The sequence below is a fragment of the Rhodanobacter sp. KK11 genome (genome assembly GCF_033345435.1).
Lineage (GTDB): Bacteria > Pseudomonadota > Gammaproteobacteria > Xanthomonadales > Rhodanobacteraceae > Rhodanobacter.
In genome coordinates this window covers 533,516-560,423 of the sequence record NZ_JAWPMI010000004.1, presented here as the reverse complement: position 1 = coordinate 560,423, position 26,908 = coordinate 533,516, and the positions used below count along the sequence as shown (strand labels likewise).

Sequence of the window (26,908 nt, the reverse complement as noted above, 5' to 3'; positions counted from 1 at the left end):
CCTCACACGTCCAGCAGCGGTCGATGCTTAAGGTGCCGCGCGAAGACGGACATGAACTGCGGATCGACTCTCGCACCCCACACGGCGAGCGAATGACCGATCAGCCACAACGCGATACCGGGAATCCACAGTTGCAATCCCAGCCCCACGGCGGCGGCCAGCGTGCCATTGGCGATGGCCACGGTGCGCGGCGCGCCGCCCATCAGGATCGGCTCGGTGAGCGAACGATGCAGCGGCACCTCGAAGCCGGTGGCAGTGGACTCGTTCATGCCACCACCGCACCGCCGGAGAAGCTGAAGAACGACAGAAAGAAGCTAGACGCGGCGAACGCGATCGAGAGTCCGAATACAATCTGGATCAGGCGTCGAAAGCCGCCGCTGCTGTCGCCAAAGGCGAGCGTGAGGCCCGTCACGATGATGATGATGACCGCGATGATCTTGGCGACCGGCCCCTGGATCGAGTCGAGGATGGATTGCAGCGGCGCTTCCCATGGCATATTCGAGCCAGCCGCATGCGCAACCGTTGCCGCCAGACACGTCAGCAGGAGCAGCAGCCACGGCAAGGTTTTACGGAAAAACGGATCGTCGTAAAGGCGGGTTTGCGTCATGACGGGACTCCTGCTGTGGCGGCGAAGGAAGACGAGGAAGCAGGCGAAGCGCCTAGCACGGCATCGAGCCGATACCCGCGCTCATCGAAACCGACGACACGGGCGATGTCCTGGATGTGACGCGCACGGCTGCGCCCGGCGATGAAGACGACGACGTTGACCGCGTCGGCGATCAGCGCGCGCGGTGGGGTCACGGCAACTTCGAGAATCAGTTGCTCCAGGCGCAACAACGCGCCGTGAGCGGACCCGGCATGGACCGTGGCGATGCCGCCCGGGTGGCCGGTGCCCCAGACCTTGACCAGATCGAGGGCTTCGCCACCGCGCACCTCGCCGACAATCACGCGGTCGGGACGCAGCCGCATCGTGGCGCGTACGAGTTCGGTCATGGACACGACGCCCGGCAATGTGCGCAGCGGCACGTGATCGCGCGCCGCGCATTGCAGCTCAACGGTGTCTTCGAGCACCAGCACACGGTCGCCAGTGGCGGCGATCTCGGCGAGCAAGGCGTTGGCGAGCGTGGTCTTGCCAGTGCTGGTGCCACCAGCGATCAGGATGTTCTGGCGCTTGCGAACGGCACGTACAAGGAAACCCGCTTGCGCGCCCGTCATCATCCCGTCGCTCACATAGCGTTCGAGCGGAATCACCCCGACCGCACGCTTGCGCAGGGCGAAGGCCGGCCCTGGTGCGGCCGGCGGCAGGATGCCCTCGAAGCGTTCACCGGTCTCGGGTAATTCCGCTGACAGCAGCGGCTTATCGGCATGGACCTCGGCGCGCACGTGGGCAGCGACCAACCGGATGATGCGTTCACCATCGGCAGCGGAAAGCCGTACGTCCGTCGGTGCGCGCCCGCTGGATAGCCGGTCAATCCACAGCGACCCGTCCGGATTGAGCAGGATCTCCACCACGTCCGGATCATCCAGCGCGTCGGCGATCAGCGGCCCCATCGCCGTGCGCAACATGCGCACACGCCGGTCTAACGACCGGGCGGCTGGCGTCAGCAGATCATTCGCTTGCGCGTTCATGGTGTCTCTTCCGGCACCAGCGTGTCCGCATCGGCAGCGGCGTGCCGCACCGTGTCGGGCTGGATTTCCTCCACCAGCTCACGTACGAGGCTGTGTCCGCGCAGCAGGTGGCGACCCAGCTGCTCGATGAACTGCGCGAAACGCACCTTGCCTTGGGCGCGGGCCGCGTCCTGATGGGTCTCCGGTACCGGGGTACTCACCGTCAGGTAGTAACGGATGAACAGCGCCAGCGTTTCGATCTGGATAGACTGGTCTCGCTCCAGGCGCTCGAACTGGCGCGTGAGCCGATCCAGCCGTTTGGCGATCGCGGCCTCACGCTGGTCGCCGGCATCGGGCGAAAGCCAGGACGCCAGTGCCGCTGCAACGATGGACGACTTCGAGACACCTTTCTTGGTAGCCAGCTCATCGAGCCGCCGGGCGTGCTCAGGCGGGACGAACAGATTCAGACGGTACTGGCTCATAGCAGTATCCCGTCCGTCTGATCGAGCGTGGCCAACCGCGCCGTGCGTTGCAGGCGTGGGTCGAGCTGGGCGGGCATCGGCAACGGCAAGTCGTCGTCATCGAGTAGCGCTAGGTCGCTGGCCGCCTTATCGGGCGCCGGGACATAGGCCTCCTCGTCGGCCAGCTCGGGTTGGCGCCGCAGGCCACCGTCGTCGGTCGCGCCTTCAGGCAGCGTGATCGTTGCGACAGGCACACTCGGCATCACGGGAATGGGCAGTGCGCTCCAATCGTCAACGCGCCGCGCCGGTGTATCGACGTATGGGCCGCTTGCTAGCGCCGGCGGCGTGAGCACGCGGCGCTTGAAATTGGCATCGGCGTAGTAGCGCAGCTTCTTCGCACGGATCGGTGCATGGCCCGAGACCATCACCACGGCATCGTCGGGCGGGAGTTGCATCACCTCGCCGGGCGTCAGCAGCGGACGCGCCGTCTCCTGGCGCGACACCATTAGATGGCCCAGCCACGGCGCCAGGCGATGGCCAGCATAGTTGCGCTGCGCGCGCAGTTCGGTCGCAGTGCCCAGCGTCTCGGAAATGCGCTTGGCGGTGCGTTCGTCGTTGGTGGCGAACGTCACGCGCACATGGCAGTTGTCCAGGATCGAGTGATTGGCGCCATACGCCTTGTCGATCTGGTTGAGGCTCTGCGCGATCAGGAAACTGCGGATACCATAACCCGCCATGAAAGCCAGCGCGGACTCGAAGAAGTCGAGCCGGCCGAGTGCCGGGAACTCGTCGAGCATCAGCAGCAGACGATATTTGCGCGCGATACCGTCGGAGCCATCGAGCGATTCGGTCAGGCGCCGACCAATCTGGTTGAGGATCAGCCGGATCAGCGGCTTGGTGCGACTAATGTCAGATGGCGGCACGACCAGGTACAGCGATACCGGGTGCTCGGCCGAGATCAGATCGGCGATGCGCCAGTCGCAACGCGCGGTGACTTCCGCCACCGTGGGATCGCGGTAGAGACCCAGGAACGACATCGCGGTAGACAGCACGCCCGAACGCTCGTTGTCGCTCTTGTTGAGCACTTCACGCGCGGCGGAGGCGACGACCGGGTGCGGTGCCTCGCCACAGTGCTTCGTCGTCATCATCCGGTGCAGCGTCAGCTCGAACGGACACGCCGGATCGGAGAGGAAGTTGGCGACGCCGCGCAGCGTCTTGTCGGTGCCCGCATACAGCACGTGCAGAATCGCGCCGACCAACAGTGCATGACTGGTCTTCTCCCAATGGTTGCGCCGCTCCAGCGCGCCTTCGGGATCGACCAGGATGTCGGCGATGTTCTGCACGTCGCGCACTTCATGCACGCCGCGCCGCACTTCCAGCAGCGGGTTATAGGCAGCGGAGCGCGCATCAGTGGGGTTGAACAACAGGCAGTGCGAGAAACGCGTGCGCCAGCCGGCGGTGAGTTGCCAGTTCTCGCCCTTAATGTCGTGAACCACGACCGAGGCCGGCCAAGTGAGCAGCGTCGGCACCACCAGGCCCACGCCCTTGCCCGAGCGCGTCGGGGCGAAGGTCAGGACGTGTTCAGGGCCGTCATGCCGCAGGTAACGCGCGTGATGCAGACCGAGAAAGACGCCAGCGGTGCCGGTCAATCCAGCTTTGCGGATTTCCTTCGCCTCAGCCCAGCGCGCCGTACCGTAGGTGGCGACGCGCCGCGACTGTCGCGCACGCCACACCGACATGCCGATCGCGATAAACGCGGCAGTGAAACCGCTCGTCGCGGCGATGGTACCGCCCTTGAGAAACAGGCGCGGCGCATAAGCGTCGTACCAGTACCACCATTCGAACAGCCGCCACGGGTGATAGAAAGGCATGCCAAACAGGTCGAACCAAGGCGCGCCAAGGCGTAGCTGATAGCCCAGGTGTGCAGCGGTCCATTGGGTCGCAGCCCACGTTCCCGCGACCACAATACTGACAACCACCAGTATCTGGCCGAACAGCACACTGGTCCCGTTCATGCCGGCCTCCGACCTGCTCCATCGTCATTGCGACAGGACGTGCCGCGACCCGGAGCTTCGGCGCCTTGGTCAGTGTCGGTCAAAGACCGTTATCGCGATAGCGAAGATCGAAAACGCAAAATTTCCAGCATGGAAAACGTACAGCGCGTCACGGGGTTTGTGTGCGCACGACGGCGTAGCCAGCAACATGTCTCAACATCACGTGCTGCTTGCCAACGATTCAGAACTTCGGCGCTTCCTTGGGCGGGGTGTACTTCGGACCTTTGCCCATGAACAAGCGATGCCGCGCTTCAGAGGCGGCATTGCATTCGGCCACGCCCATCTTCGCGTAGTCGTTTGCGCACTGTTGTTCGACTTCGTGCAGTCGGCCGGGATGCGCCACCAACGAGTCCACCGTGTCGATGGGCGCGGCCCCGCTGCACCCCGCAAGCATGGCAGTCATCAACACCACGCCGATCTTGTTCATAGGACTTTCTCCTGCGACATGAGGCCAGGCCATTGAGGCGCTTTACGGTTTGTCGCCTGGCAAAGGAGCTTGATCGGATCTAACCCGATCGATGAAATGGCGCAATGCCTCGGATGCTTCACCGTCTGGGTGCAAAAGATACGTCGTCAACATGACGGCGCGGCCGGCCAACGGTCGCGTGACGATCTCGGGATGGCGAAAGTCGTCGATGTGAGTCGCGCTGGTGAGACCGATACCGTAGCCTGCAGCAATCAGTGCAATCAGCATGTCGTGCGTGCGCACATGATCGGCCACGATCGGCTCGGCATCCACGGTGCGCAGCACGCGCGCGATCTGCCGCGCACAGCCTTCACAGGCTTCAGGGTGACAGAGTACCAGCGGATAGCGCAGTAGCTCCCCTAGCGGAATCCGCTTGTGCGCCAGCAAGGGATGACGCGCCGGCACTGCAGCTACCAGTGGATCAAGCCACACCGGCTCGCTGACGATCCCGTCACCTACCTCGTCCGACTGAGCAAAACCCGCATCGTAAAGATCGCTGTGCAGTCCCTTAACCTGCTGCGCGAACGGCGTCTGGAACAAACGGGTCTCCACTTCCGGCTCCTCCGCACGACATTGGGCCAGGAGCGCGGCCAGACGAGATGGGACGATGCCATCGGACACTGCAATGCGCAGCGTGCCGTGGTAGCCGCTCGCGGCCGCCTTCACATTGATCCGGGCCTGGTCGAGTGCGGCGAAGACGCGGCGTACGTCTTCGAGAAACACCTGACCAGCCCAAGTCAGGCGCGTGCTGCGCGTGGTGCGCTCGAACAATTGCACGCCAAGATCGGATTCGAGTTCCTTGATCGCACGCGATAGCGGCGATTGTTCGATATGAAGTCGCTCTGCCGCGCGAGCAAAGTGGAGTTCTTCAGCGACAGCTAGAAAGCGACGCATATGACGAAGTTCCACGGAACAATCCCCAAATTGATAGTGCCAAATAGCTGTTTCGGTCCAATAACGCATCAGCAGCGGGGATGGCCATTAGGCGGCAAGCGACGATCGCTGCTCAAGGCCAGTGCCGCAGGCAGCAACATCATCGCTCCGCTGGTCGCGGCCATGCGATGCCGCCTGCTATTGTGTCCTTATCACACAGAAGTGAGGTTTCATGGCCAACATGTGGCCGAAAAGAGCCTTGGGGGTGATTAGTCGAATTCAATCGTCTCCCCTCCGTACTTCAAGGTGGGCAACCGCTTGTCGTCGATCCCCTGCATCCGCGTTGCGCGCGCGATATTCGCGAACCCGTCGTCGGGTCAAATTTGTTGCGACTTCTCGCACCCCAGCCCGCACGGCGTGGTTTCGACCTGCAGCGTCACGTGATGGATATCGAAGCGCGCTTCCAGCATCTGCGCCAGCCGGAGCCGCAGCTGCTCCGCGTCTGATGCATCACCATCCATGATCACATGTGCCGCCATCGCCGAACGCGTGCTGTTCAGTGCCCATACGTGAACATCGTGCAGCGCTGCCACGCCTGGAGTGGCCAGCATTTCGGCGCGAACTCGTTCGGTATCAACACCATCGGGTGCTCCCTCCATCAAAACATTCCCCGCCTGGCGAAGCAGTATCCATGTCCGCGGTAATACCCACAGACCAATCAGCACGGCGATGATCGGATCGGCGATGTAGAAGCCGGTGAACTTGATGATCAAGGCGGCGGCGATCACACCGACCGAGCCGAGCATGTCGGCCCAAGCTTCCAGATAGGCGCCTTTCACATTAAGGCTTTCGCCGCTACCGGCCCTGAGCAATCGCATCGAAATGAGGTTGACCGCCAACCCTAACAACGCAATAACCAGCATGCCGACGGAGGCCACGGATGGCGGTTCACTGAAGCGCCGCGCCGCCTCCCACAGGATGTAGCCGGCGACGAGAAACAACAGCCCACCGTTGACGAGTGCGCCGATGGCTTCCATGCGCGCGTACCCATAGGTGCGCTTTGCGTCAGGAGGACGTCGGGCCAAGCGCACGGCAGTCAGCGAGATCGTCAACGCGATCACATCGGTAGCCATGTGTGCCGCATCCGACAGCAGGGCCAAGCTGTTGGTGAGCAGACCGCCGATGACCTCGGCGAGAAGAAACGTGCCGGTCAGACCCAGCGCCCACCAAAGCGGCTTCTCGTGCTTGACCTCCGTGCCCACATGATCGTGCCCGGTACCCATCATCTTTCTCCGTTCGTGTAACTGCGCCACGCCATACGGAACACCCGCCAGGCCGAGCGCAGAAACAGCAGCAACAGCGCCGACGCAACCACCAAGTCGGGCCATCCCGCGCTGAACAGGCCAACGCCAGCAGCCGCCGCCAACACAGCGATACCTTCGAACACGTCATTGCGCGAGCATTCCCAGGCCGAAGCCATATTGACGTCGCCTTTGCGATAAGGCAGCAGCAAGCGCAGACACACGGCATTGGCGGCCAGGTTCAGCAAGGCCGCGATACCGATCGCCTCGAAGATCGGCACGCCCGGATGCAGGAGACGCCAGCCAATCTGGATCGCGACCGCGAGCGCAGCGCCGAGAATCAGTGCGCCCTTGAACAGCGCCACCCGAGCCTTCGCGCGACCGCTGGCACCAACTACCGCAAGGCTCAAGAGGTAGGTGAGCGCATCGCCCAGATTGTCCAGCCCACCGGACAACAGCGACGACGAACCACTGTAGATCGCCGCGGCCAGCATCATCACAAAGGTAGCGAGGTTGATCGCCAGAACGATTACCAACACTCGACGTTGCCGTGCCTGCAAGGCCGCAATATCGATGGTGGTAGCACAACACGTATCAGTCATGAACCGGTAACCCGATGGCTTGCATGCCTGCTTCAGGCATGGGAATCCCTCATTGCGGTGGCAACTCTACGCGGCCGCCGCCGCGTTATGAAATGACACCGATGCGGAGGCGGGAGTGCTCCCGCCGCCACGATCAGTCGTTGTCCACGCGCCCGTCGATCGGCCATGCTCGGTCCACCGTGCTCTGGTAGACCCAGCCAGCCACGCTCTGGCCCGTACGCCCGTGCAGCCGGATCAACTGCACCGCTCGTTCGGCTTGATCGTCTTCGCAAAACACCAGCAGCTTCACCTGCTTGGTGACCCGTTCGCCCATTTCGATCGAGTAGCTTTGCTCTTGCTCATTGAGTGCGGTGAGCAAGCCCTTTACGTCGCTCACCGACAGGTAACGGAACCCCGCATCCGCCAAGGCATGGATGACGTCAACGACGCGGCCGCGATGGATAAACGCTTTGACTTCTTTCATGGAGTGTTCTCCTTGGCGGTGCGCCGGGCGGCGCGTTCTTCGATCCAGTCGTACAACACCGGCAACAGCACCAGCGTCAGCAAGGTCGAGGTGATCAAACCGCCGACCACCACGGTGGCCAATGGCCGCTGGGTTTCGGCGCCCACGCCGCTGGACAGCAGCATCGGCACCAATCCGAGGATGGCCACGCTTGCCGTCATCAATACCGGACGCAGCCGTAAGGCAGTGCCGCGCACCACCGCGTCGCGCACGGACAAGCCCTTCTCGCGTTGCTCGTTCAGGAAACTCACCAGCACGATGCCGTTCAACATCGCCACACCGAACACCGCGATGAAGCCGATCGCCGAGGGCACCGACAGGTACTGCCCGGTGATAGCCAGCCCCACGAGGCCGCCGATGGTGGCGAACGGCACGTTGGCGAGAATCAGCGCGGCGTATTTCACCGAGTTGAACGCGGTGTACAACAACACAAAGATGAAGAAGATCGTGGCCGGCACGATCAGCGACAACCGCTTCAACGCCCGCTGCTGATTCTCGAACGCGCCACCCCATTCGCTGTAGTAGCCGGTAGGCAACTTCACCTTGGCGTTGATCGCAGCATTGGCCTCCTTGACGAAGCCGTCGATATCGCGACCGCGCACGTCCATCTGGATCACCGCGTAGCGCTGCAACTGCTCGCGACGGATGAACGAGTAGCCTTCGGCCTCGCTGACCTCGGCCACCTGCGACAACTGCACCAGAGCGCCGCCAGCCGTGCGGATCGGAATGCGTTGGATCGCGGGTAGCGAGTCCCTGTCGGCGTTGTCCAGGCGCACGGTGATGTCGAAGCGCTTCACGCCATCAAGCAGCGTGGTCACCGGCTCGCCGCCGATGCCATTATTCACTACGGTGAGCACGTCGTCGGCGTTGAGCCCGTAGCGCGCCAGTGCATCGCGGTCCACGCGGATGCGAATCTGCGGCTTGCCGATATTGGCCTCCAGTGCAAGGTCGGCCACGCCGGGCACACCAGCCAGTACGTCCTTGATCTTGCCGCTCAACCGATCCAGCTCACCCAGGTCATCGCCGTAGATCTTCAAGGCCAAGGTTGCGCGTACGCCGGAGATCAGCTCCTCGATGCGCATCTGGATCGGCTGGGTATAGCTCACCACCGCAGTGGGCACCGCTGCCGACAGTTCTTTCTGCATCGCTTCCTCGATGCTCTCTAGCGTTTCGCCCTTGCGCCACTGATCCTTGGGCTTGAGCGGCGTATACACCTCCATGTAGTTCACGTCGGCCGTCTCGCCCTTCTCGGCGCGCCCGATCATCGCCAGCGTGGTTTCGACCTCGGGAAATTTCTGCTTGATGAGCGCCGAGATCTGCCTGGAGATGTCGATCGACTCATCCAGCGATGCCGACGGAATCGAGGTGATACGCCACATGATCGCCCCTTCCTTGAGGTTGGGCATGAACTCCTTGCCAAGGAATGGGAACAACGCGAGGCTGCCGACGAGCGCCACCATGGCGATCACCACCACCTGCCGGCGCCGTGCCAGCGACCACGCCAGAATCGTCGCGTAGTGCCGCTTGATGAAGGCTACCAGCCGGGTGTCTTTCTCCTCCTTCGGCTTCAGCACCAGTGCCGCCAACACCGGAATCAGCGTCAACGCAAGGATCAGCGAGCCGGCCATCGCGAAGCTGATGTTGAACGCCATCGGCTTGAACATCTTGCCTTCCAGCCCCTGCAGGCTGAACAGCGGCAGGAACACCACGATAATGATGCCGATGGCGAAGGCGATGGGATTGGCCACCTCGCGCGCCGCCGCCAGCACCGCCGCGGTGCGATCCACTGGATCGCCATGCGCCTTGCGTTCGGCCATGATGCGGTAAGCGTTCTCCACCATCACCACCGCGCCGTCCACCATCATGCCGATACCGATCGCCAGGCCGGCTAGTGACATCAGATTGGCCGACAACCCCGCCTGGCCCATGCAGATGAAGGCGATCAGCATGGCCAGCGGTAAGGCCACAACCACCACCAGTGCGCTACGCAGTTCGCCCAGAAACAGGAACAGGATCAGGGCGACCAGGATCGAGCCTTCGATCAGGGCGCGCACGGCCGTTTCCACCGCGGCATTGACCAGTTCGGTGCGCTCGTACACCGGCTTCACCACCACGCCGGGCGGCAGCGACTGCTTGACCGTGTCGAGCTTGGCCTTGACTGCATCAACCACGCTTTTGGCGTTCTCGCCGATGCGGGCCAGCGCCATGCCCAACACTACTTCCTTGCCGTCGCGGGTGACGGCGCCGGTGCGCGGCGCGCCGGCTTCAGTGATGGTCGCCACGTCACGCACGTAGACCGGCGTTCCGTCTTCGCTCTTGAGCACGATGTTGCCCAAGTCCTTGGCGTCCTTCACCAGCCCCAGCCCACGCACGAGGTATTGCTCGCGACCCACGTCAACGAAGTTGCCGCCCACCTGCGCATTATTCGCCTGCAGGGCCTCGATCACATCCTTGAAGCCGAGCTGGTGCGCGATCAGCTTCATCGGGTCGATGCGCACCTGGTATTGCTTCTCTTGCCCGCCCCACGACGTCACGTCGTCCACACCCGGTGCAGTGCGCAGGATCAAGCGGATGGTCCAGTCCTGCAGTGTGCGCAGATCCATGTCGCTGGGTGCGTTCTTGAGCTTTTCATCGGCGCGCTCGACGGTGTACCAGAACACCTGACCGAGACCGGAGGTGTTCGGCCCCATCTCCGGCTTGCCGTAGCCCGCCGGCAGGCGATCGCCGACTTGCTGCAGTCGCTCGTTGACCAGCTGGCGAGCGAAGTAGATGTCCATGCTGTCGTCGAAATACACCGACACGTAGGACAGCCCGAACAGGCTCACCGAGCGGATTTCCTGCACTTTGGGCAGGCCAGCCAGCGCCGATTCCACCGGCGTGGTCAACAGTTGTTCGACGTCCTCGGCGGCCAGGCCCGAGGCTTCGGTATAGACATTCACCTGCACCGGCGTGACGTCGGGGAACGCGTCGATGGGCAGCTGGCGCACCGCTTGGAAACCCAGGAAGCCGATCACCACGAAGGCGATCAGCACCAGCACCTTGTAACGCAGAGAGAATTCGACCAATCGTTCCAGCATCATTCTTCTCCCAGCTGCGAGCGCAACAAGCGCGCCTTCAGGGCGAATGCGCCCTTGCGCACATACGGCATGCCGGGCTTGAGGCCCTCAGTCACCACCGTCCAGCCGTCGCGGGTGTCACCGGTGACGACCGGCGCCGGCTCGAACTGGCCCTTGCCCTTGGCCACGAACACGGTGGATTGGTTCTGTAGCAGCACGATGGCCTCGGCCGGCACGGCGAGCGCCTGCCGTGTGCCACCGACGGCGATGCGGGCCTCGACCAGTTCGCCCGGATGCAGCAGATCCTTGCGGTTATCCACTTCGATGCGCACCGGCACCGTGCGGGTGCGTTCGTTGGTCTGGTGCGAGCGCTGAATCACGGTGCCGGGCAGCGAGGTGTCGTGCGCCAGCACACGCACCGCGTCGTTCGGCTTGACCTTCTCGGCGTCCGCCGGGGCCATCTGCGCCTCGACCCACACCGAGTCTTCTTTGACCAGGGTGAACAGCGTGCGTCCCGGTTCGACTCGTTCGCCGACCAAGAAATCATCGGTCGTGACGCGACCATTGGCGGGCGCCAACAGGTCATAGCTGCCATCGGCCTGGGCCGAACCGGCCTTCAACAAGCCACGGACCTGGCCCTCGGACAGGCCGTAGGCGCGCAGCTTGGCGCGCGCCTGGTCGCGCTGCACCTTCGCTTCGTTGTAGCGTCGCGCGGACACCGCCTGGGGACCCAGCGCGGCAATGCGCTGCCAGTCCTGTTCGGCGACGATCAGTGTCCCTTGCGTGGCGGCTACTTCCACGCTGGAGAGCACGACTAGGGGCTCGCCAGCCTTAACGACGTCGCCGAGCTTGGCCTTGCGGGTGAGCACTTGGGATTCCACCCGCGGGGAGACCAGCACGGTGGAATAGGCATCGGCCTTCACTTCGCCGGGCGCCTTCAATTCATCGGTCAAGGTGCGGACCGCAGCCTTGTCGACCACGATGCCAGCTTCCTTGATGGCACTGGCATCGAGTGCGAGCGGGTTGGCGGGCGTGGCGTCCTGCGCCCAAGCGGTACCGCTGAGGGCAGCCAGCAGAGCGAGGCGGAGCACGCTGCGGTAGAGGAAAGTCTTGTTCATGGGGAAGCATCCTGGATGCGGCCATCGACCCAGTCGGTCAGACGGCCGGCGGCAGTGAGGTAGTCGAACCAGGCCTGCCAGGCCTGGCTTTCCAGCGCCAGTCCGGACAGCGCGGTGTCCAGGCTTTGCTTGAGCTGGACGAGGTAATCGGAGGTACTGATTTCACCGGCCCGCCAGAGCTTTTCCAGCAGCGCGGTGCGATCCTCGAACGCGGCGGCGCGACCGCCACGAAACGCTTCGGCCGCGCCGCGCAGAGCCGTGTAACGGGCCTGGGTTTCTTGCAGTCCGGCGCGCAACACAAACTGGCGCGAACGCACATCGGCCGCGGCCGCATCGGCTTCCGCCAGGGCGGCATCCACTTCGGCACGTCCGGTATTGAGCACCGGCAAGGGAATGGACACGCTCACCCCGATCACCTGGTCGGTGCGGGGTCCACTGCGCACCTGACCGCCGGTCAGGCTGAGCGTGGGATCGGGAATGCGCGCACGGCGGGCGACCTGTACACCCGCCTCGGCACTCGCTTGCCGGCCGCGGGCCTGGCGCAATTCGGGCAGCTCATCGACGGGTATCGGCGTCATGCTGTCCGCCGCCGGCGACAGGCTATCGGGCAACGGTGGCAAGGTGGTTAGCTGATCGCCGCTGACGGCCTGCAACGCGGCACGGGCCGCCGCTTCGTTGGCCGCGAGCGTGGCTTGTTGTACCTGAGCCTCGCCGAGCGCCAAGCCGGCCAGATCGCGCTCCGGACTGCTGATGTCACCCACCTTGAGCCGCTGTGCGGCCAGGTCGTCGAAGCGTTTCATTAACGCGAGGCGACGCTCACCCAAGGCGCTTTGTTGGGTCGCGAGGGCGGCCGTCGACCACGCCTTCAACCAACGGGCGGCCACGTCGCGACGTCGCACATCGTAGGTCGCCTCGGCAGCACGCAGTTGCGCGTCGCCTTGACTCGCCCGGGCGCGACGCTTGCCGGACAGATCCAGCGGCAGACTGATTCCGGCCGTGCGGCGATTGACGTCGGCGTTCTCTGCGTCGAGCGTGATCGATGGGTTGTACAGCGGCTGGGCGGCAGCACGCGCACGTGCGCGAGCCGCATCGCGATCCGCCCGTGAGGCTTGCACCTCGGGGCTGACTTGCCAGACGCGCTGTATCGCTGCCTGCAGCGGGGAGGACGCCAGGGATCGTGATGAGGCACTTATCGGTGGGGAAGGATCGGATGCGGGCGCGGCATGGAGCATCGCCGCGTACAGCAGGCACACGGCGCTGATCGGCACCGAACGTAAAACAGACATGAAGCCATCTCCTGAAAACAGTCACGGAGCGACGCACCGCACAGGCGGTTTCATCGCGCAACGAAGCGGTTTTTCAGGCGATAGGAGGGCGCAGCAGCGAACCGGTCGCTGCTGGTGTGAAGCCGGAGTGGATGGAGAGCGGAGCAAAGCGCGCGTCCATCTTGGCGAGGGGGAGCGGCGTACTCGCCGGCAGCGTCACCGAATGCGCGCAGGCACAATGGCAACTGCGCCCTTCACCCAGAAGACAGGGGTTCGCATCGTCAGTCGATACAGTACTGACGGCGGTATCCGCCAACAGAGTGGTCGGGGCAGCAGCGGTCGCCGAAGCGAATCGTGCCCCCGGTCCATCGGCCACGCAGATCGAACCGCTGACCAGCTTGATCAGCAGTACAGCCACGGCCAGAACCCACAGACCGCGGTGGCGACGCAGGCGAGTCAGTAATGAGGGCGCAGAACGGGGCATCCGTCGATCCTATACGACAGCCGTGTTGTTAGACAATTTCACTTGGGCGCCGGTCGTGATGAATTCAGACAGCCCCTACCGGCACTGTTTGATTCCTATGAAGGATGGTCTACCCCCAACACGACTTCTGTTGCTGGATCGGCGGACACGGCACGCTGCCGTACGAGCAGAACACGCAGCAGTCCCCCGCCTTGGGCCGGAGCAACTCGCCGCACCCCTCACAGTCGTAGAAGAACTGGCAGGCCTCGGTCGGCATGGTCTCGGTGGCTTGGTGGCCGCAATGCGGACAGGTCAGCGTGCTCTGCAGGATGAGTTCGGTCGTCATGCGTTTCGCCGGAAAAATGAGAGTGGAGTGTTGACGGGGCCTTCGCTAGCCCTTACCAATCGTGTCGATTCAGCGGGCATCCACCGTATCGCTGGCCGTGCGGCAGGACGCGCTGGGTGCTGGCGCCAGCAGATCACGGACCGACACCGCCACCATCAGCAGCAGGCCCGGATAGAGCAGCCATCCGGTGCGATGGCCACTGGCCCGCATCACGAATACCGCCACCAGCACCAGCAGCGGGCCGAGCATACCGAGCGCGGCACGCGGCCACTGCCGGTGACTGAGCCAGCCCAACGCGTTAGCAAGCAGCGCGATGGCAGCGAACGCTGGCAGCAAAATGCGGACAAACAGGCCTTCATATGGGCTTAGCGCACTCAGTCCGATCACCGCACCGAGACTGGCCAAGGCGGGAAAGCAATTCACGCAGGCCGCTGCCGAGACGACACTGCCGATCAGTCCGGCCTTGTCGGCCAGCCGAGTAAGCAGAGACATGGGGTTCTCCTTTCGCGTGGAATACCGATGGTCTAAGGTATTCCCGTAGTCAAGTACGGAGTCAAGCCCATGTCTTCCTCGCGGGATACGTTTTCCATCGGCGCCTTCGCCAAGGCAGCCGGGGTCAATGTCGAAACGATCCGCTTTTACCAGCGCAAGCGCCTGTTGGCGGAGCCCGTCCGTCCGCCGGGCGGCATGCGCCGCTACGGAAACGCGGAGGTCGCGCGGGTAAAGTTCGTGAAATCCGCGCAGCGGTTGGGGTTCAGCCTCGATGAGGTGGCGCAGCTGCTGCGACTGGAGGACGGCACCCATTGCACGGAAGCGGCCGGTCTGGCCGCGCTGCGGCTGGCCGATGTGCGCGGCCGACTGACCGACCTCACACGTATGGAGACGGCCCTCGCTGCGCTCGTCGAACAGTGCGGTGCGCGTCAACGCAGCGTGTTCTGCCCGCTGATCGCCTCGTTGCATGCCTGCTGAAATGACGGCAGGAGGGGGCGACGGGCATGACGTCAGTGAAGCGCATCGGCTGAATGTTGCAGCCATGCCTTGGCCACTTCGCCATGGGCCGTCGCGGAGCATGCCTTGGCGGCCTGTCGTCGCATCCGTTCAGTGCGCGCGCCGCGTGTGATCTGTCCGCTGCGCCGTGCCTTGGGTCAGCTCGGCACGCACGCAATGCGCGTCGACGATCGACGTTACCGTGGCATGCCCCGCCACCGCGAACTGCTGGCGGGGCTGCCCTTTGTTGGGAACCACGAAGGATGTCCGCATGACCTCCAGTCGCGCACCAACCGCCGGCAGCGGCGTGACTCGATAACAGACATCCAAACGCTGGCCATCCACATGGCCAATCCAGCCATCGGTGTAAGCATCGGTCGCGTACGCGACGCGGCCGATGGCGAGGTCCGCGAGCAGCAGCGGGAGGCTGAGACAAGCAGCAAACGATTTCATGGTCGTTCTCCAAAATGACGACCGCAACAACACCGCCACGCGCACGCATAACGTGCGTGGCGGTACTGCTTTCACGACCGCCGGCTGGCCCTCGACAATGGGGGCTAGCCGGCGACGTGGCCTGTCAACGTGCCGGACGGATCGCCGTCACCGTGCTGCCCGCACTGGCCTGGTGGAAGGTGAATTGCACCTCATCGCCCACCTTCACGTGCGTCAGTAGCTCCGGCGAAGCCACCTTGAACGGCATCGTCATGGCCGGCCATCCGATGGCGGCAATCGCCTCATGCTGCAGCGTGAGGGTGCCCTTGGTGGCGTCGACCGCCTTGACCACGCCCACGCCCTGCACGTCGGCGGGTGCGGCTTCGTGCATCCCAGCCATGCCCGGCATGTTGGGATCCATCTGCTGAGGGTGGGCAAACACCGGAGCGGTGATAAGCGCAGCGGTGATCGCGAGGGTGATGCATGGCTTTTTCATGAGTCAGTTTCCTTGTGGGTTGGGGTGAAGTGTGGCGTTTGCCTTGCTGACTTTGTGCAGGCGATGACGAACCAGCAGGCGGTACGCCGCGGGTATGACGAGCATGGAAAGCAAGGGTGCCGTGACCATGCCGCCGATCATCGGGGCGGCTATGCGCTGCATCACCTCCGAGCCGGCGCCATGGCCGAGCAGAATCGGAAACAGGCCGGCGAGGATCACCGCGACGGTCATCGCCTTCGGGCGCACGCGCTGCACGGCACCTTCGCGGATCGCTTCGTCCAGTGCTTCTGGGCCGGCGTGGGGATCGAGCGCAAGTTGGTGCTCCCAGGCATGGTGCAGGTAAAGCAGCATCACCACGCCGAATTCGGCGGCCACGCCCGCCAACGCAATGAAGCCGATGATTGTGGCCACCGACACGGCATGCCCAAGCAGCCAGATCAACCACAGGCCGCCGACCAGTGCCAGCGGCACGCTGGCCATGATCAGCAGCGCTTCGCTCACGCGGCGGAACACGGCATAGATCAACAGGAAAATGATCACCAGCGCGATCGGCACTACCACCTTGAGTCTTTCCATGGCACTGGCGAGGTATTCGAACTGACCGGACCACGCCACGGTCGTACCCGGCGGCAATTTGACTTGCTGCGCCACGGTGCGTTGCAGGCTGGCCACCACCGTGCCCAAATCGCTGCCGGCCGTGTCGACGTAGACATACGTGGCCAACTGGCCGGCCTCGCTTTTCAGCATGGACGGGCCCGCCACCACGGCGATGTCAGCCACCTGACCCAGCGTGAGCTGGGCGCCGTTGGCGGTGACGACCGGCAATTGGCGCAAGGCCTCGACCGAGTCACGCTCGGCACGTGGATAGCGCACGACGATGGGATAGCGCTCGCGCCCTTCGACGGTCTGACCGACCGGATCGCCACCAACCACGGTCGCGATCAGCTGCTGCACGTGCTCCTGGGTCAGCCCGTAGCGTGCCGCATCGTCGCGGCGGACATGCACGTCCACGTAGCGGCCACTGGTCGGGCGCTCGGCAATCGCCGAGCTGACACCGGGCACCGTCTTCGCCACCGTTTCGATCCGATCGGCCACGGTCTGCAGCGTGGCCAGGTCGGTCCCCAGCACCTTGATGCCGATCGGACTCTTGATACCAGTGGAAAGCATGTCGATCCGGTTGCGGATCGGCGGCACGAACAGGTTCGTCAGACCCGGCACATGCACGGCCTTGTCCAGCTCCGCCTTGATCTTGTCCATCGTCATGCCGGGCCGCCACTGGTCCTTCGGCTTGAAGGTGATCGTGGTCTCGAACATCTCCAGCGGCGCTGGATCGGTGGCGGTGTCGGCGCGCCCCGCTTTGCCGAACACGTGATCGACCTCGGGTACGGTCTTGATCATGCGATCGGTCAACTGCAGCAACTGCGAGGCCTTGCCGGCGGACAGTCCGGGCAGTGCGGTGGGCATGTACAACAACGTGCCTTCGTCCATCGCGGGCATGAACTCGCTGCCGAGCCTGGTCATCGGAATGATCGCGGTGAGCAGCAGCACACCGGCCAGCACCAAGGTCGCTTTCGGATAGCGCAACACGGCTTCGAGGAGGGGCCGATAGCCATGGATCAAACCCCGGTTGAGTGGATTGTCGCGCTCCGCACGGACGCGTCCGCGGATCAGATAACCCATCAGCACCGGTACCAGGGTCACCGCCAGCCCGGCCGCTGCCGCCATCGCGTAGGTCTTGGTGAAGGCCAGCGGCTTGAACAGCTTGCCTTCCTGCCCCTGCAGCGCAAACACCGGCACGAACGACAGCGCGATGATCAACAGGCTCACAAACAGCGCAGGCCCCACCTCGCCGGCAGCATCGGCGATCAGCGACCAGCGCTGTGCACCTTGCGGTTCACGTCCGTCGTTCGCGTTACGCCAATGTTCCAGATGCTTGTGGGTGTTCTCGATCATCACGATCGCCGCATCGACCATCGCACCGATCGCGATCGCGATGCCGCCGAGCGACATCAGGTTCGCCGTGACGCCTTGCAGATGCAGGGCAATGAAGGCAACCAGCACGCCAAGCGGCAGTGTGATCACGGCCACCAGCGCCGAGCGCAGGTGCCACAGAAACAATACGCAGACCAGCGTCACCACCAGGAATTCTTCGAACAACTTGCTCCACAGATTGCTCACCGCGGCGTCGATCAGTCGCGAGCGGTCGTAGGTGGGCACGATCTCGACGCCAGCCGGCAGGCTGCGCTGCAGTTCGGTCAGCCGCGCTTTCACGGCGGCAATGGTGGCCTTCGCGTTCTTGCCCGTGCGCATCACGATGATGCCGCCGACCACTTCGCCTTGGCCGTCCAGTTCGGCGAGCCCGCGGCGGAAGGTCGGACCTCGCCGCACGGTCGCCACGTCCCGCAGCAGCACCGGCACACCGCTGGCGTTGGTGGTGATCGGCACGTTTTCGAAGTCCGTGCGGCTCTTCAGGTAGCCTTCGCTACGCACCATCAGTTCCGCTTCGCCTTGTTCGATCACTGAACCGCCATTGGCACCGTTGGCGGCGCGCACCGCATCCACCAGTTGCGCCACGGTGATGCCGCGGGCGGCCAGCGCTTGCGGATCGGGCACGATTTGCCAGGCCCGTTCCATCCCGCCCAGGGTGGCGACCTCGGCGACGTTCGGCACCGTCTTGAGCTGATAGCGCAGGAACCAATCCTGCAGCGCACGCAGCTGGCCAAGATCGTGCTGACCGGTACGATCCACCAGCGCGTATTCGTAGATCCAGCCAAGTCCCGTCGCATCGGGACCGAGGGCAGGCGTGACACCTGCCGGCAGGCGATCACGGGCCTGGCTCAGGTACTCCAGGACACGCGAGCGCGCCCAATACAAATCGGTGCTGTCATCGAACAGCACATCGACATACGAGTCGCCGAAGAACGAAAAGGCGCGCACCGTCGTCGCGCCAGGCACCGACAGCATGGTGGTAGCCAGCGGATAGGTGACCTGGTCCTCGACCACCTGCGGCGATTGGCCCGGGTAGCTGGTGCGGATGATCACCTGGGTATCGGACAAATCGGGCAGCGCGTCGACCGGCGTGCGCGTCATCGAGAACATGCCCATCAGGGCCAAGGCCAGTGCAGCCAACAGCACGAACACCCGATGTGCTATCGCCGCGCGAATCAGAGCGGCGATCATGGTTTGCCTCCCATCGGCATGCCCGGCATCGGTGTACTGGCGGCCGGTACCGGTTCGGCGGTGGTGTCATTCAGGCGTTCCAACGCACCGGACAGGCTCGCTTCCGAATCGATCAGGAACTGGCCGGAGACCACGACCTTTTCACCGCCCGTGAGGCCGTCGAGAATTTCCGTATAGCCTCCGGCCGCACGCCCGATGCGCACCGGTACAGCACGGAAATGGCCATCCCCCTCAGCAACAACTACCCGCGCCTGGCTTCCGGTGGCGATCAGTGCGTCGTCCGGCACCACGGGCACGGCTTCGCCGGGTGCGGGACTGAGCTGCACGGTGGCGAACATGCCCGGGCTCAAAGCACCATCGGGATTATCGATCACGATGCGCGCGCGCTGTGTACGGGTGGCGCTGTCGATATCCGGCAGCAGCGTTTCCACGGTGCCGTGGAACCTTTGGCCGGGTAGTGCATCGACGCGCACCGCAACCGGCGTGCCCGCACGCACGACACCCGCCACTGCCTGCGGCAACGCGGCCTCGACCCACACGGTGGACAATCCATTGATCGTCATCAATGTCTGCCCGACATTGACCCGTTGCCCTTCACGCACGTCCAGCGTCGTGACGACGCCCGCCTGCGGTGCACGCAGGGTGATCGCGGCGCCTGAACCATGACGCACGCCCTGGATCTCTGCCGCAGTCAAACCCAATACCTTCAGGCGTTGCAGTGCGGCGGCGCGCAGGCCTTTCGCATCGGCCGACTGCGCTCGCTGGAGCGCGCCGTATTCCGCCAGGGCGCTGCTCCATTGCGGCGCCAGCAGTTCGGCCAAAGGCGCACCGGCAGCAACGGTTGTGTATGGCGCACGCACGTCCAGTTTCGTGATGACTGCATCGACCCGTGCGCTGACCGTCACTGCCTGCCGCAGATCCCAGCTGATGGTGCCCGGGACCCGGATCGCCGACGCCAATACGCGCCGCTCGACCGGTGCGGTACGCACGCCCAGGTTCTGCACCGTCGCTGGATCGATCCGGATGACATCCTTCGCGGCGCCTTCATCGGCATATTTGGGCACCATTTGCATGCCCATCGGTGAAAGCCCCGGCTTGGCGAAATGCTGTGCGGGCACCATGGGGTCGTACCAATAGAGGACTTTTTTGCCACCGGCATCGGAGGCAGGCAAGGCCAGTCCATCGGCCGGCGTCGCCTGCGGATGACGACGGCCGCCGACATACCCGGCCACTAGCAAAAATGCGGCTAGCACGAGGCCAGCAAGGATCATCAGTGCGCGCTTCATGGCGTCGTCTCCGAAGTCGGCAGCAGGTATGCCAGCGAGGCCCATAGCCGTGCCCGTGCAGCCAGCGCATCGGCATAGGTGAGGCGCAGTTCGATTTCGTCGCGCCGGGCATCGAGCCACGGTTGTAGCGAGCCGCCGCCGCGATAACCGGCGAGCGCGGCTTTCGCGCGGTCACGGTCGAGGGGTAGCAAGGTCTCCTTGTAGCGCTGGATCTGTCGATTCCAGCCCTGCCAACTCGCCAGCGCACGCGCTACCGCTTCGCGCTGCGCGCGACGTGCATCGGCGTGATCGGCTTGCACCGCATCCAACTGCGCACGCTTGGCGCTGATACCGCGATCCTGCCGGTTGCGGGTGAACAGCGGCAGGCTTACGCCCACCTGCACGGTCACCATGTCCGAGAGATACGGCGCGCGCCGGCCATAATCCACCGACACGTTCCAATCCGGGTGTTTGGCGGCACGTGCCTGATCCAGCGCGGCCTGCGCGACCTGTTCGCGCGCCTGCCATGCCTGCATCGGCGCCTGGCGGTCGATGTCCCGTTCAAGACGAGTCGCTGTGACCGGCAACTGACCGAAGTCCGGCGCTTCGGCAAGATCAGGAACGCCCTGACCCAGCCATCGCTGCAAGCCCGCCTGGGCAGCGGCGAGATCCGCGTTGTTTGCTTCCAGGCGATTATCGAGCGTAGCGGCTTCGGCACGGGTGGCCAGCGCGTCAGTGGCGCTGCCTTCGCCGCCACGCAGACGTGCTTGTGCGATCTGAACCGCCAAATCACTCTCGTCACGCAGTTCGGCCAGCAGGGTGCGTTGTTTTTGCGTTGCCCAGACATCGATCCAGGCATCGGCGATGCGCTCCTGCACGGTCTGTGCGGTGGCCACGCGATCGGCCTGCGCCGCATCGATCTGCGCATTGGCCAAGGTGCGCTCGGCACGGCGTGCGGCCCGTGACGGAATGGCTTGCATCACGCCGACGGTGCGCATCGTCATCCCGTCCGAGCGCAGGCTGAACGCCCCGGGGCTGGTGACGGGAAAACTGGAGAGCCCAAACGTCAGGGTGAGATCTGGCAACTGCCCGGCACGCGCGCCTTCCTCACGGGCCGCCGCCATATCGGCTGTACGCGCTTCAAGTTGTGGCGCTCGCGCCAAGCCTTGCCGAACGGCCGTTTCAAGCGTCAGTGATGGCTCGATGGCACCGGCCGTCGTTGCCAAAGCTCCCAACAGAAGCGCGGCCAAAACCGACGCCATCAGGCGCCGGACAAAGTGAAAGGACAACATGGATGAACACTCCGTCGATCTGCGATTCGCGCCGTGCCATGCAGCAGGGCGCCCGTCGGTAGGTACCGCGGCGCGTCAGATCAAATCAGGAGTGAGCAGAACAACAATATGGGCGGAGGTGGTGGCGCGCGCAAATGCCCGACACGTTGGAGCGCGCGATTCGATGGCGGAGTAACGGCCGTGACCGATATCAGCATCGGGGGCATCGCGGGCATTGGGTTCAGTGGCACCGACGCCGTGTGGGCCTCAACCTGCGTGGCGTGCTCGGGCATGCAATGCTTCTGGCACAGCGGACTGGCGGGGGTATCCCGATTCTGCGCACAGCCGTCGTCCATGCCCGGCATCGAATTCACCAACGCGGTCGCCGTCGCCGCTTCGAACACAGTCGGGCAAACATAAGCAGCCAGTGCCGTCTGCTGCCAAAGCATCAGCAGCGTCACCAGCCAGAACAGGCGGCGACGTGTGGTGCGACGCATGCGGAAAGGGCGAGCCATGGGCGACACTATATCTCCAAAATACCAAGCATTGCGTTGACTTGAATCAACTACGGGTTGTCGGCCGAGCCGCCCCCGCTGTTCTTACTAGCTCACTCGGAAGCCCGGATCGCGTCACGATAGACGTACTCCCGCCTTTGCCGGCGAAGGCATCGCGCTGGGCACGCCCCATTCGCCGACGTTGCTCATCTCAGCCATGCCGCTTACGGCCCAGCCGCAACGCATTGGCGACCACCGACACGGAGCTCAAGCTCATTGCCAAAGCGGCGATCATCGGGCTGAGCAACAGGCCCGTCAGGGGGTAAAGCACGCCTGCGGCGATGGGTACCCCCAATGCGTTGTAGAGAAAAGCAAAGCCCAGGTTCTGCTTCATGTTGGCGACGGTGCCGTTGGAAATCGACCGTGCCCGCACAATGCCCCGCAAGTCGCCCTTGACCAGCGTCACCTGCGCGCTCGACATCGCGACGTCGGTGCCCGTGCCCATCGCGATGCCGACGTCGGCACCAGCCAGCGCGGGCGCATCATTGATTCCGTCGCCAGCCATCGCTACCCGGTGCCCATTGGCTTGCAGTTGCCGCACGAGGTCGATCTTGTCCTTCGGGCGGACCTCGCCATGGACTTCGTCGATGCCCAGCGTGCGCGCGACCGCATGGGCCGTGGTGACGCCGTCGCCGGTGGCCATCACGATTTTCAGGCCAGCGGCGTGCAGTGATGCGATGGCGCCCGCGGTGGTGGCCTTGATCGGGTCGGCCACTGCGAGCAGGCCGGCCAGGGCGCCATCGACGGCCAGATACATCACGCTGGCGCCGGCTCGACGGAGCTCCTCCGCTGGAATCGAAAGAACGGATGGATCGACCCCGACCTCGTGCATCAACGCGGTGTTGCCGATCGCCAAGGCGGAGCCTCCCACCTTGCCGCGTACCCCGATGCCCGTGGCGGACTCGAAGCTCTCCGGCGTTTCCAGCGCCAGGCCACGATGACGGGCTTCCGCGACGATCGCGTCGGCCAACGGGTGCTCGCTGCCCTGGTCGAGACTGGCCGCCAAACGCAGCACCTCACGCTCGGTGAATCCTTCAGCCGCCAATGCGGTGTGGAATGCCGGACGGCCTTCGGTCAGCGTCCCGGTCTTGTCCACGATCAGGATGTCGATCTTGCGGAGGTTCTCGATCGCCTCGGCATCGCGGAACAGCACGCCTTCCCCGGCCGCCCGACCGGTCGCCACCATGATCGACATTGGCGTGGCCAGCCCCAACGCGCAGGGGCAAGCGATGATCAGTACCGAGATCGCATTGAGAACCGCGAACGTCCATGACGGCTCCGGGCCAAACAATCCCCACACGAAGAAGGTCACGACGGCGATCGCGAGGACCGCGAGCACGAACCAGAAAGCCACCTTGTCGGCCATGCGCTGCATTGGTGCGCGTGAGCGTTGCGCCTGCGCGACCAGTTGCACGATCTGCGACAGCACCGTCGCCGAACCGACTTTCTCCGCCCGCATCACGAGGCTGCCGGTACCATTGAGGGTTGCGCCAATCACGCTGGAGCCGATGGTCTTTTCGACCGGGACAGGCTCCCCGGTCAGCATCGACTCATCGACATGAGAACGTCCCTCGACCACCTCGCCATCCACTGGCACCTTTTCACCGGGGCGCACGCGCAGGCGGTCGCCGACGTGGACATGGCTGAGCTCGACGTCCTCCTCGCCGCCATCGTCGCGCAGGCGACGTGCGGTCTTTGGCGCCAGCCCCAGCAGGGCTTTCAGGGCGGTCGATGTCTTCGAGCGGGCGCGCAGCTCAAGCAGTTGGCCGAGCAAGGTCAGCGAGACGATCACCGCGGCGGCTTCGAAATAGACACCCACGCGGCCATGTTCATGGAACGACGCCGGGAACAGATCGGGGGCAACGGTGGCGACGACGCTGTAGCCGAACGCCGCGCCGACACCGATGCCGATCAGGGTCCACATGTTGGGACTCAGGTTGCGGACCGACTGCACGCAACGAACAAAAAAGGGCCAGCCGGCCCACAGCACTACCGGGATGGTCAGTACCAGCTCGATCCAGGTCCGGGTGTCCACCGGCAACTGGGGAAAGTAGTGGCCGAACATGGCCAGCACGAGCACCACCAGCGTCGCCGGCAAGGTCCACCAGAAGCGGCGGCTGAAATCACGCAGTTCGGGATTGTCCTCATCGTCCAGGCTCGGCATTTCCGGCTCCAGTGCCATGCCGCAGATCGGGCAAGTGCCGGGACCTTCCTGGCGCACCTGCGGATGCATCGGACAGGTGTACATCGTCCCCGCCGGCTGCGCGCCGGTGTCGTCAGATCGCTGGGCCAAATATCTGGCTGGATCGGCGACGAAGCGTTGCAGACAACGCGCCGAGCAGAAATGCTGCGTTACCCCTTCATGCTCGACGTGATGTGCAGTGCGGGCCGGATCGACCTGCATGCCGCATACCGGATCGAGTGCGCCCGCGTTCGGGTTGGCGCCGATGCCAGCATGGTGTTCGTTGGCAGTCATTCTTGCAGTCTCCGGAAGAACCTGTGGTGGTGCCCGAAACTCGGCGCCGGGGTAGCCAGCGGCGACGGTAGGGGTGGTTGTGGCCGGCCCGCCTGTGGGCGAGCCGGCCACGGAGGATCAGCCGCCCATGCTGCGGCAGGCTTCCGCACAGCGCCGACAGGCGTCAGCACATCGCTTGCAGTGTTCCATGTCGTGCGCTGCACATTGCTCCGCGCACCAGTCGCAAATCTTCGCGCACAGCGCGCAGATCTCTTTCTGGAACGGACTGTTGCGCGCCATGGCATCGGCACACATCCGGCACATGGCGGCGCATTCGATGCAACAGGCGGGGCAGTCATTCGAGCTTTCCTTGCCGACCATGTGCGTAAAACAGTTGCCGCACTCGACGGCGCAGTGGTCGCACGCGGTGATGCAGGCTTTGACAGCTTCAGTCAGGTGATGACTCATGATGGGTTTCCTCGGTAGTACCGCATGAACGGAATTTTCCCCAGGCGCTTCCGTGAGCGCGCCTATTCAAGTTCCGCGATTCCGTTGCAAGCCGGCCGGCAGCGATCAGGCCTCGGGTCCATGGGCGGCAAAGACGCGGGATGATCCATCCCGGCCGATCAACATCACCTCGTAGCGCTCCGGTGCGCCCATTTCCATGCCGGGCGAGCCCATCGGCATGCCCGGCGCCGCGAGGCCTCGGGCGTCCGGCCGCTCGGCGAGCAGGCGGCGGATGTCCTCCACCGGCACGTGTCCTTCGATCACGTAGCCGTCGACCAGCGCGGTGTGGCAGGACATGGCGCCGGGCGGCACGCCGAGCCGCGCCTTCACCGCCGCCATCGGCTGATCCTGATGCACGGTGACGGTGTAGCCCTGCGCGCGTATGTAGCCGACCCACGCGCCGCAGCAGCCGCAGGACGGGTCGCTGTACACGTCGAACGCGTTCGCGGCCATCGCCGCCGGCGCGAACAGCGCCGCAAACAACATGCTGATGCTCATGCGGGAAAGCCACCATTTCATCGTCATTCTCCTGATACCGGCGTGGTTTGCCACTGGACGGAGACGATCTTCCAGTCCTTGCCGTCCTGTTCGAGGTTAAGCAGTTCGCGGCTGCGCAGCGTGGTCGGCTTGCCCTTGACCATGGCCTGGATGTCGCTTTCGCTACCGACCATCGCGGTGTCGCCCATCGGCATCGAACCTAAGGAGACCGGGGTGATCTGGGCGTCCTTCAAGAAAGCGATGTCCTCGCCCAGATGGCCGTTGGCGTAGTCATCGCGCGTCTGGGTGTGACCACCTTCGCTGATCGCGGCGTTGGGTGCCAGCAACGCAAGCACCGCCGCCCGGTCGCCGTGCTGCAAGGCCGTATGGAACGCCTGCGCCACGGCTTCGGCCGCCGGTACCGCCTTCGGCTTCATACCCTCCAAGGACAATGAGGCGTCAGCGGCGGCACTCGCTCCGGCTTGTGCGTGAACATGACCCTCCTCAGGGTTGGCACCGTGGCTGTGACCGGCGTCGCGGGACATGTCCATGCCCTTCATGGCAGAAGCCCCATAGGCGTCTTCGTCGGCGGCACCATGGCTGTGGCTGTGGCCACCGTCTTCACCCATATCCATGTCGTGATCTGCGGGAGCTTTGGCCACCATGTCCTTGTACTGCGCGGGCGTCATGTCGGGCAGTTTTTGCAGGAACGCGACCATGCTCCAGATGGTCGGGTCGTCGTGGCTGCCGCCCCATGCCGGCATTGCGCTCATCTTGATGCCGTGCTTGATGATCCAGAACGCATCCCTCGGGTCGACCCGCGTCTGCGACAGGTTCGGTGGTTGCGGATACAGGCCCGGCCGGATTTCCGAGTCCTTCATGCCAGGCTTGAGATGGCATTCAGTGCACATGGCCGCGTATTGGCCGGCCCCCTTAAGGATCAGCTGCGGATCGTTGAGGTCAGGCACCGCGAGGTCTTCTGAACGGACATGGATGGAGCGCTCGCGCAGGGTCTGCAAGACCGCAAAGACCGGTTTGGTGTGGTGGTCGTCGGCACCGATGTTGTAGAGGCCCGAGTAGACAAACACGCCGGCACCGGCCGCCAGGATGGCGAGCACGGCGACGACGGTGATGCTGTGATGCTTGATATGTTGTTTCATGAGGATTCC

27 protein-coding genes are annotated in these 26,908 nt (G+C 64.2%); 1 reads left to right on the top strand and 26 read right to left on the bottom strand.

Features of this window, described 5'->3' with window-relative positions:
* Nucleotides 1-2: 2 nt before the first annotated feature.
* The 16 genes from R5H19_RS13190 to merC all read right to left on the bottom strand — a co-directional run bounded on the left by R5H19_RS13190 (nt 3) and on the right by merC (nt 14,607).
* Nucleotides 3-269: a VirB3 family type IV secretion system protein gene (locus tag R5H19_RS13190; protein ID WP_318159452.1), complete on the bottom strand. Its 267-nt coding sequence runs from the start codon at nt 267-269 to the stop codon at nt 3-5.
* Nucleotides 266-607 carry a TrbC/VirB2 family protein gene (locus tag R5H19_RS13185; RefSeq protein ID WP_318159451.1) on the bottom strand — a complete coding sequence of 114 codons (342 nt, stop codon included), beginning with the start codon at nt 605-607 and terminating at the stop codon, nt 266-268. The genes R5H19_RS13190 and R5H19_RS13185 overlap by 4 nt, the downstream gene beginning before the upstream one ends.
* Entirely contained in the window at nt 604-1,629 is a 1,026-nt protein-coding gene (trbB, locus tag R5H19_RS13180; RefSeq protein WP_318159450.1) for a P-type conjugative transfer ATPase TrbB, read from the bottom strand. Before trbB ends, R5H19_RS13185 begins: the two co-directional genes overlap by 4 nt.
* On the bottom strand, nt 1,626-2,090 hold the full coding sequence (locus tag R5H19_RS13175) for a CopG family transcriptional regulator (protein ID WP_318159449.1): 465 nt from the start codon (nt 2,088-2,090) through the stop codon (nt 1,626-1,628). Before R5H19_RS13175 ends, trbB begins: the two co-directional genes overlap by 4 nt.
* Nucleotides 2,087-4,084, bottom strand: coding sequence for a conjugal transfer protein TraG (locus R5H19_RS13170; RefSeq protein ID WP_318159448.1), 1,998 nt, complete (start codon nt 4,082-4,084; stop codon nt 2,087-2,089). Before R5H19_RS13170 ends, R5H19_RS13175 begins: the two co-directional genes overlap by 4 nt.
* Nucleotides 4,085-4,304: 220 nt before the next feature.
* On the bottom strand, nt 4,305-4,550 hold the full coding sequence (locus R5H19_RS13165; RefSeq protein WP_318159447.1) for an EexN family lipoprotein: 246 nt from the start codon (nt 4,548-4,550) through the stop codon (nt 4,305-4,307).
* Between the two features lie 42 nt (nt 4,551-4,592).
* A complete protein-coding gene (locus R5H19_RS13160; protein ID WP_318159446.1) occupies nt 4,593-5,498 on the bottom strand; it encodes a LysR substrate-binding domain-containing protein in 906 nt (301 codons plus the stop codon).
* A gap of 341 nt (nt 5,499-5,839) precedes the next feature.
* Nucleotides 5,840-6,745 carry a cation diffusion facilitator family transporter gene (locus tag R5H19_RS13155; protein WP_318159547.1) on the bottom strand — a complete coding sequence of 302 codons (906 nt, stop codon included), beginning with the start codon at nt 6,743-6,745 and terminating at the stop codon, nt 5,840-5,842.
* Nucleotides 6,745-7,365: a cation transporter gene (locus R5H19_RS13150; RefSeq protein WP_318159445.1), complete on the bottom strand. Its 621-nt coding sequence runs from the start codon at nt 7,363-7,365 to the stop codon at nt 6,745-6,747. Before R5H19_RS13150 ends, R5H19_RS13155 begins: the two co-directional genes overlap by 1 nt.
* A gap of 133 nt (nt 7,366-7,498) precedes the next feature.
* A complete protein-coding gene (locus R5H19_RS13145; RefSeq protein WP_318159444.1) occupies nt 7,499-7,828 on the bottom strand; it encodes a P-II family nitrogen regulator in 330 nt (109 codons plus the stop codon).
* Nucleotides 7,825-10,944 carry a CusA/CzcA family heavy metal efflux RND transporter gene (locus tag R5H19_RS13140; RefSeq protein WP_318159443.1) on the bottom strand — a complete coding sequence of 1,040 codons (3,120 nt, stop codon included), beginning with the start codon at nt 10,942-10,944 and terminating at the stop codon, nt 7,825-7,827. The genes R5H19_RS13145 and R5H19_RS13140 overlap by 4 nt, the downstream gene beginning before the upstream one ends.
* On the bottom strand, nt 10,944-12,041 hold the full coding sequence (locus R5H19_RS13135) for an efflux RND transporter periplasmic adaptor subunit (RefSeq protein WP_318159442.1): 1,098 nt from the start codon (nt 12,039-12,041) through the stop codon (nt 10,944-10,946). The genes R5H19_RS13140 and R5H19_RS13135 overlap by 1 nt, the downstream gene beginning before the upstream one ends.
* Nucleotides 12,038-13,186: a TolC family protein gene (locus R5H19_RS13130; protein WP_318159546.1), complete on the bottom strand. Its 1,149-nt coding sequence runs from the start codon at nt 13,184-13,186 to the stop codon at nt 12,038-12,040. Before R5H19_RS13130 ends, R5H19_RS13135 begins: the two co-directional genes overlap by 4 nt.
* Nucleotides 13,187-13,400: 214 nt before the next feature.
* Nucleotides 13,401-13,724, bottom strand: coding sequence for a hypothetical protein (locus tag R5H19_RS13125; RefSeq protein WP_318159441.1), 324 nt, complete (start codon nt 13,722-13,724; stop codon nt 13,401-13,403).
* Nucleotides 13,725-13,899: 175 nt separating this feature from the next.
* Nucleotides 13,900-14,115 carry a GDCCVxC domain-containing (seleno)protein gene (locus R5H19_RS13120; RefSeq protein ID WP_318159440.1) on the bottom strand — a complete coding sequence of 72 codons (216 nt, stop codon included), beginning with the start codon at nt 14,113-14,115 and terminating at the stop codon, nt 13,900-13,902.
* Between the two features lie 69 nt (nt 14,116-14,184).
* On the bottom strand, nt 14,185-14,607 hold the full coding sequence (gene merC, locus R5H19_RS13115) for an organomercurial transporter MerC (RefSeq protein WP_318159439.1): 423 nt from the start codon (nt 14,605-14,607) through the stop codon (nt 14,185-14,187).
* A 69-nt stretch (nt 14,608-14,676) separates the two neighbouring features.
* Here merC and merR point away from each other — a divergent pair, with 69 nt between their 5' ends.
* Nucleotides 14,677-15,084 (top strand): Hg(II)-responsive transcriptional regulator, encoded by a 408-nt coding sequence (merR, locus tag R5H19_RS13110; protein WP_318159438.1) that lies wholly within the window; start codon nt 14,677-14,679, stop codon nt 15,082-15,084.
* Between the two features lie 129 nt (nt 15,085-15,213).
* Here merR and R5H19_RS13105 read toward each other — a convergent pair whose 3' ends face one another.
* The 10 genes from R5H19_RS13105 to R5H19_RS13060 all read right to left on the bottom strand — a co-directional run bounded on the left by R5H19_RS13105 (nt 15,214) and on the right by R5H19_RS13060 (nt 26,899).
* On the bottom strand, nt 15,214-15,555 hold the full coding sequence (locus R5H19_RS13105) for a hypothetical protein (RefSeq protein WP_318159437.1): 342 nt from the start codon (nt 15,553-15,555) through the stop codon (nt 15,214-15,216).
* A gap of 124 nt (nt 15,556-15,679) precedes the next feature.
* Nucleotides 15,680-16,030 (bottom strand): copper-binding protein, encoded by a 351-nt coding sequence (locus R5H19_RS13100; RefSeq protein ID WP_318159436.1) that lies wholly within the window; start codon nt 16,028-16,030, stop codon nt 15,680-15,682.
* A gap of 3 nt (nt 16,031-16,033) precedes the next feature.
* The gene (locus R5H19_RS13095) at nt 16,034-19,210 is read right to left on the bottom strand and encodes an efflux RND transporter permease subunit (RefSeq protein WP_318159435.1); all 3,177 of its coding nucleotides are present in this window, start codon (nt 19,208-19,210) and stop codon (nt 16,034-16,036) included.
* The gene (locus R5H19_RS13090; RefSeq protein ID WP_318159434.1) at nt 19,207-20,496 is read right to left on the bottom strand and encodes an efflux RND transporter periplasmic adaptor subunit; all 1,290 of its coding nucleotides are present in this window, start codon (nt 20,494-20,496) and stop codon (nt 19,207-19,209) included. The genes R5H19_RS13095 and R5H19_RS13090 overlap by 4 nt, the downstream gene beginning before the upstream one ends.
* On the bottom strand, nt 20,493-21,767 hold the full coding sequence (locus R5H19_RS13085; RefSeq protein ID WP_318159433.1) for a TolC family protein: 1,275 nt from the start codon (nt 21,765-21,767) through the stop codon (nt 20,493-20,495). The genes R5H19_RS13090 and R5H19_RS13085 overlap by 4 nt, the downstream gene beginning before the upstream one ends.
* 80 nt (nt 21,768-21,847) lie before the next feature.
* Nucleotides 21,848-22,243: a hypothetical protein gene (locus R5H19_RS13080; protein WP_318159432.1), complete on the bottom strand. Its 396-nt coding sequence runs from the start codon at nt 22,241-22,243 to the stop codon at nt 21,848-21,850.
* A gap of 208 nt (nt 22,244-22,451) precedes the next feature.
* Nucleotides 22,452-24,776, bottom strand: a complete 2,325-nt coding sequence (locus R5H19_RS13075; protein WP_318159431.1) for a heavy metal translocating P-type ATPase — start codon at nt 24,774-24,776, stop codon at nt 22,452-22,454.
* 117 nt (nt 24,777-24,893) lie between these two features.
* Nucleotides 24,894-25,223: a four-helix bundle copper-binding protein gene (locus R5H19_RS13070; RefSeq protein ID WP_318159430.1), complete on the bottom strand. Its 330-nt coding sequence runs from the start codon at nt 25,221-25,223 to the stop codon at nt 24,894-24,896.
* A gap of 105 nt (nt 25,224-25,328) precedes the next feature.
* Nucleotides 25,329-25,781, bottom strand: a complete 453-nt coding sequence (locus tag R5H19_RS13065; protein ID WP_318159429.1) for a DUF411 domain-containing protein — start codon at nt 25,779-25,781, stop codon at nt 25,329-25,331.
* A 2-nt stretch (nt 25,782-25,783) separates the two neighbouring features.
* Complete coding sequence (locus R5H19_RS13060) at nt 25,784-26,899, bottom strand: c-type cytochrome (protein ID WP_318159428.1); 1,116 nt, start codon at nt 26,897-26,899, stop codon at nt 25,784-25,786.
* Nucleotides 26,900-26,908 lie beyond the last annotated feature (9 nt).

Bases quoted from the DNA above. Each gene is read 5' to 3' on its own strand.
- R5H19_RS13190 (WP_318159452.1), bottom strand. From the start codon at position 269: ATGAACGAGTCCACTGCCACCGGCTTCGAGGTGCCGCTGCATCGTTCG.
- R5H19_RS13185 (WP_318159451.1), bottom strand. From the start codon at position 607: ATGACGCAAACCCGCCTTTACGACGATCCGTTTTTCCGTAAAACCTTG.
- trbB (WP_318159450.1), bottom strand. From the start codon at position 1,629: ATGAACGCGCAAGCGAATGATCTGCTGACGCCAGCCGCCCGGTCGTTA.
- R5H19_RS13175 (WP_318159449.1), bottom strand. From the start codon at position 2,090: ATGAGCCAGTACCGTCTGAATCTGTTCGTCCCGCCTGAGCACGCCCGG.
- R5H19_RS13170 (WP_318159448.1), bottom strand. From the start codon at position 4,084: ATGAACGGGACCAGTGTGCTGTTCGGCCAGATACTGGTGGTTGTCAGT.
- R5H19_RS13165 (WP_318159447.1), bottom strand. From the start codon at position 4,550: ATGAACAAGATCGGCGTGGTGTTGATGACTGCCATGCTTGCGGGGTGC.
- R5H19_RS13155 (WP_318159547.1), bottom strand. From the start codon at position 6,745: ATGGGTACCGGGCACGATCATGTGGGCACGGAGGTCAAGCACGAGAAG.
- R5H19_RS13150 (WP_318159445.1), bottom strand. From the start codon at position 7,365: ATGACTGATACGTGTTGTGCTACCACCATCGATATTGCGGCCTTGCAG.
- R5H19_RS13145 (WP_318159444.1), bottom strand. From the start codon at position 7,828: ATGAAAGAAGTCAAAGCGTTTATCCATCGCGGCCGCGTCGTTGACGTC.
- R5H19_RS13140 (WP_318159443.1), bottom strand. From the start codon at position 10,944: ATGCTGGAACGATTGGTCGAATTCTCTCTGCGTTACAAGGTGCTGGTG.
- R5H19_RS13135 (WP_318159442.1), bottom strand. From the start codon at position 12,041: ATGAACAAGACTTTCCTCTACCGCAGCGTGCTCCGCCTCGCTCTGCTG.
- R5H19_RS13120 (WP_318159440.1), bottom strand. From the start codon at position 14,115: ATGACGACCGAACTCATCCTGCAGAGCACGCTGACCTGTCCGCATTGC.
- merC (WP_318159439.1), bottom strand. From the start codon at position 14,607: ATGTCTCTGCTTACTCGGCTGGCCGACAAGGCCGGACTGATCGGCAGT.
- merR (WP_318159438.1), top strand. From the start codon at position 14,677: ATGTCTTCCTCGCGGGATACGTTTTCCATCGGCGCCTTCGCCAAGGCA.
- R5H19_RS13105 (WP_318159437.1), bottom strand. From the start codon at position 15,555: ATGAAATCGTTTGCTGCTTGTCTCAGCCTCCCGCTGCTGCTCGCGGAC.
- R5H19_RS13100 (WP_318159436.1), bottom strand. From the start codon at position 16,030: ATGAAAAAGCCATGCATCACCCTCGCGATCACCGCTGCGCTTATCACC.
- R5H19_RS13095 (WP_318159435.1), bottom strand. From the start codon at position 19,210: ATGATCGCCGCTCTGATTCGCGCGGCGATAGCACATCGGGTGTTCGTG.
- R5H19_RS13090 (WP_318159434.1), bottom strand. From the start codon at position 20,496: ATGAAGCGCGCACTGATGATCCTTGCTGGCCTCGTGCTAGCCGCATTT.
- R5H19_RS13085 (WP_318159433.1), bottom strand. From the start codon at position 21,767: ATGTTGTCCTTTCACTTTGTCCGGCGCCTGATGGCGTCGGTTTTGGCC.
- R5H19_RS13080 (WP_318159432.1), bottom strand. From the start codon at position 22,243: ATGCGTCGCACCACACGTCGCCGCCTGTTCTGGCTGGTGACGCTGCTG.
- R5H19_RS13075 (WP_318159431.1), bottom strand. From the start codon at position 24,776: ATGACTGCCAACGAACACCATGCTGGCATCGGCGCCAACCCGAACGCG.
- R5H19_RS13070 (WP_318159430.1), bottom strand. From the start codon at position 25,223: ATGAGTCATCACCTGACTGAAGCTGTCAAAGCCTGCATCACCGCGTGC.
- R5H19_RS13065 (WP_318159429.1), bottom strand. From the start codon at position 25,781: ATGAAATGGTGGCTTTCCCGCATGAGCATCAGCATGTTGTTTGCGGCG.
- R5H19_RS13060 (WP_318159428.1), bottom strand. From the start codon at position 26,899: ATGAAACAACATATCAAGCATCACAGCATCACCGTCGTCGCCGTGCTC.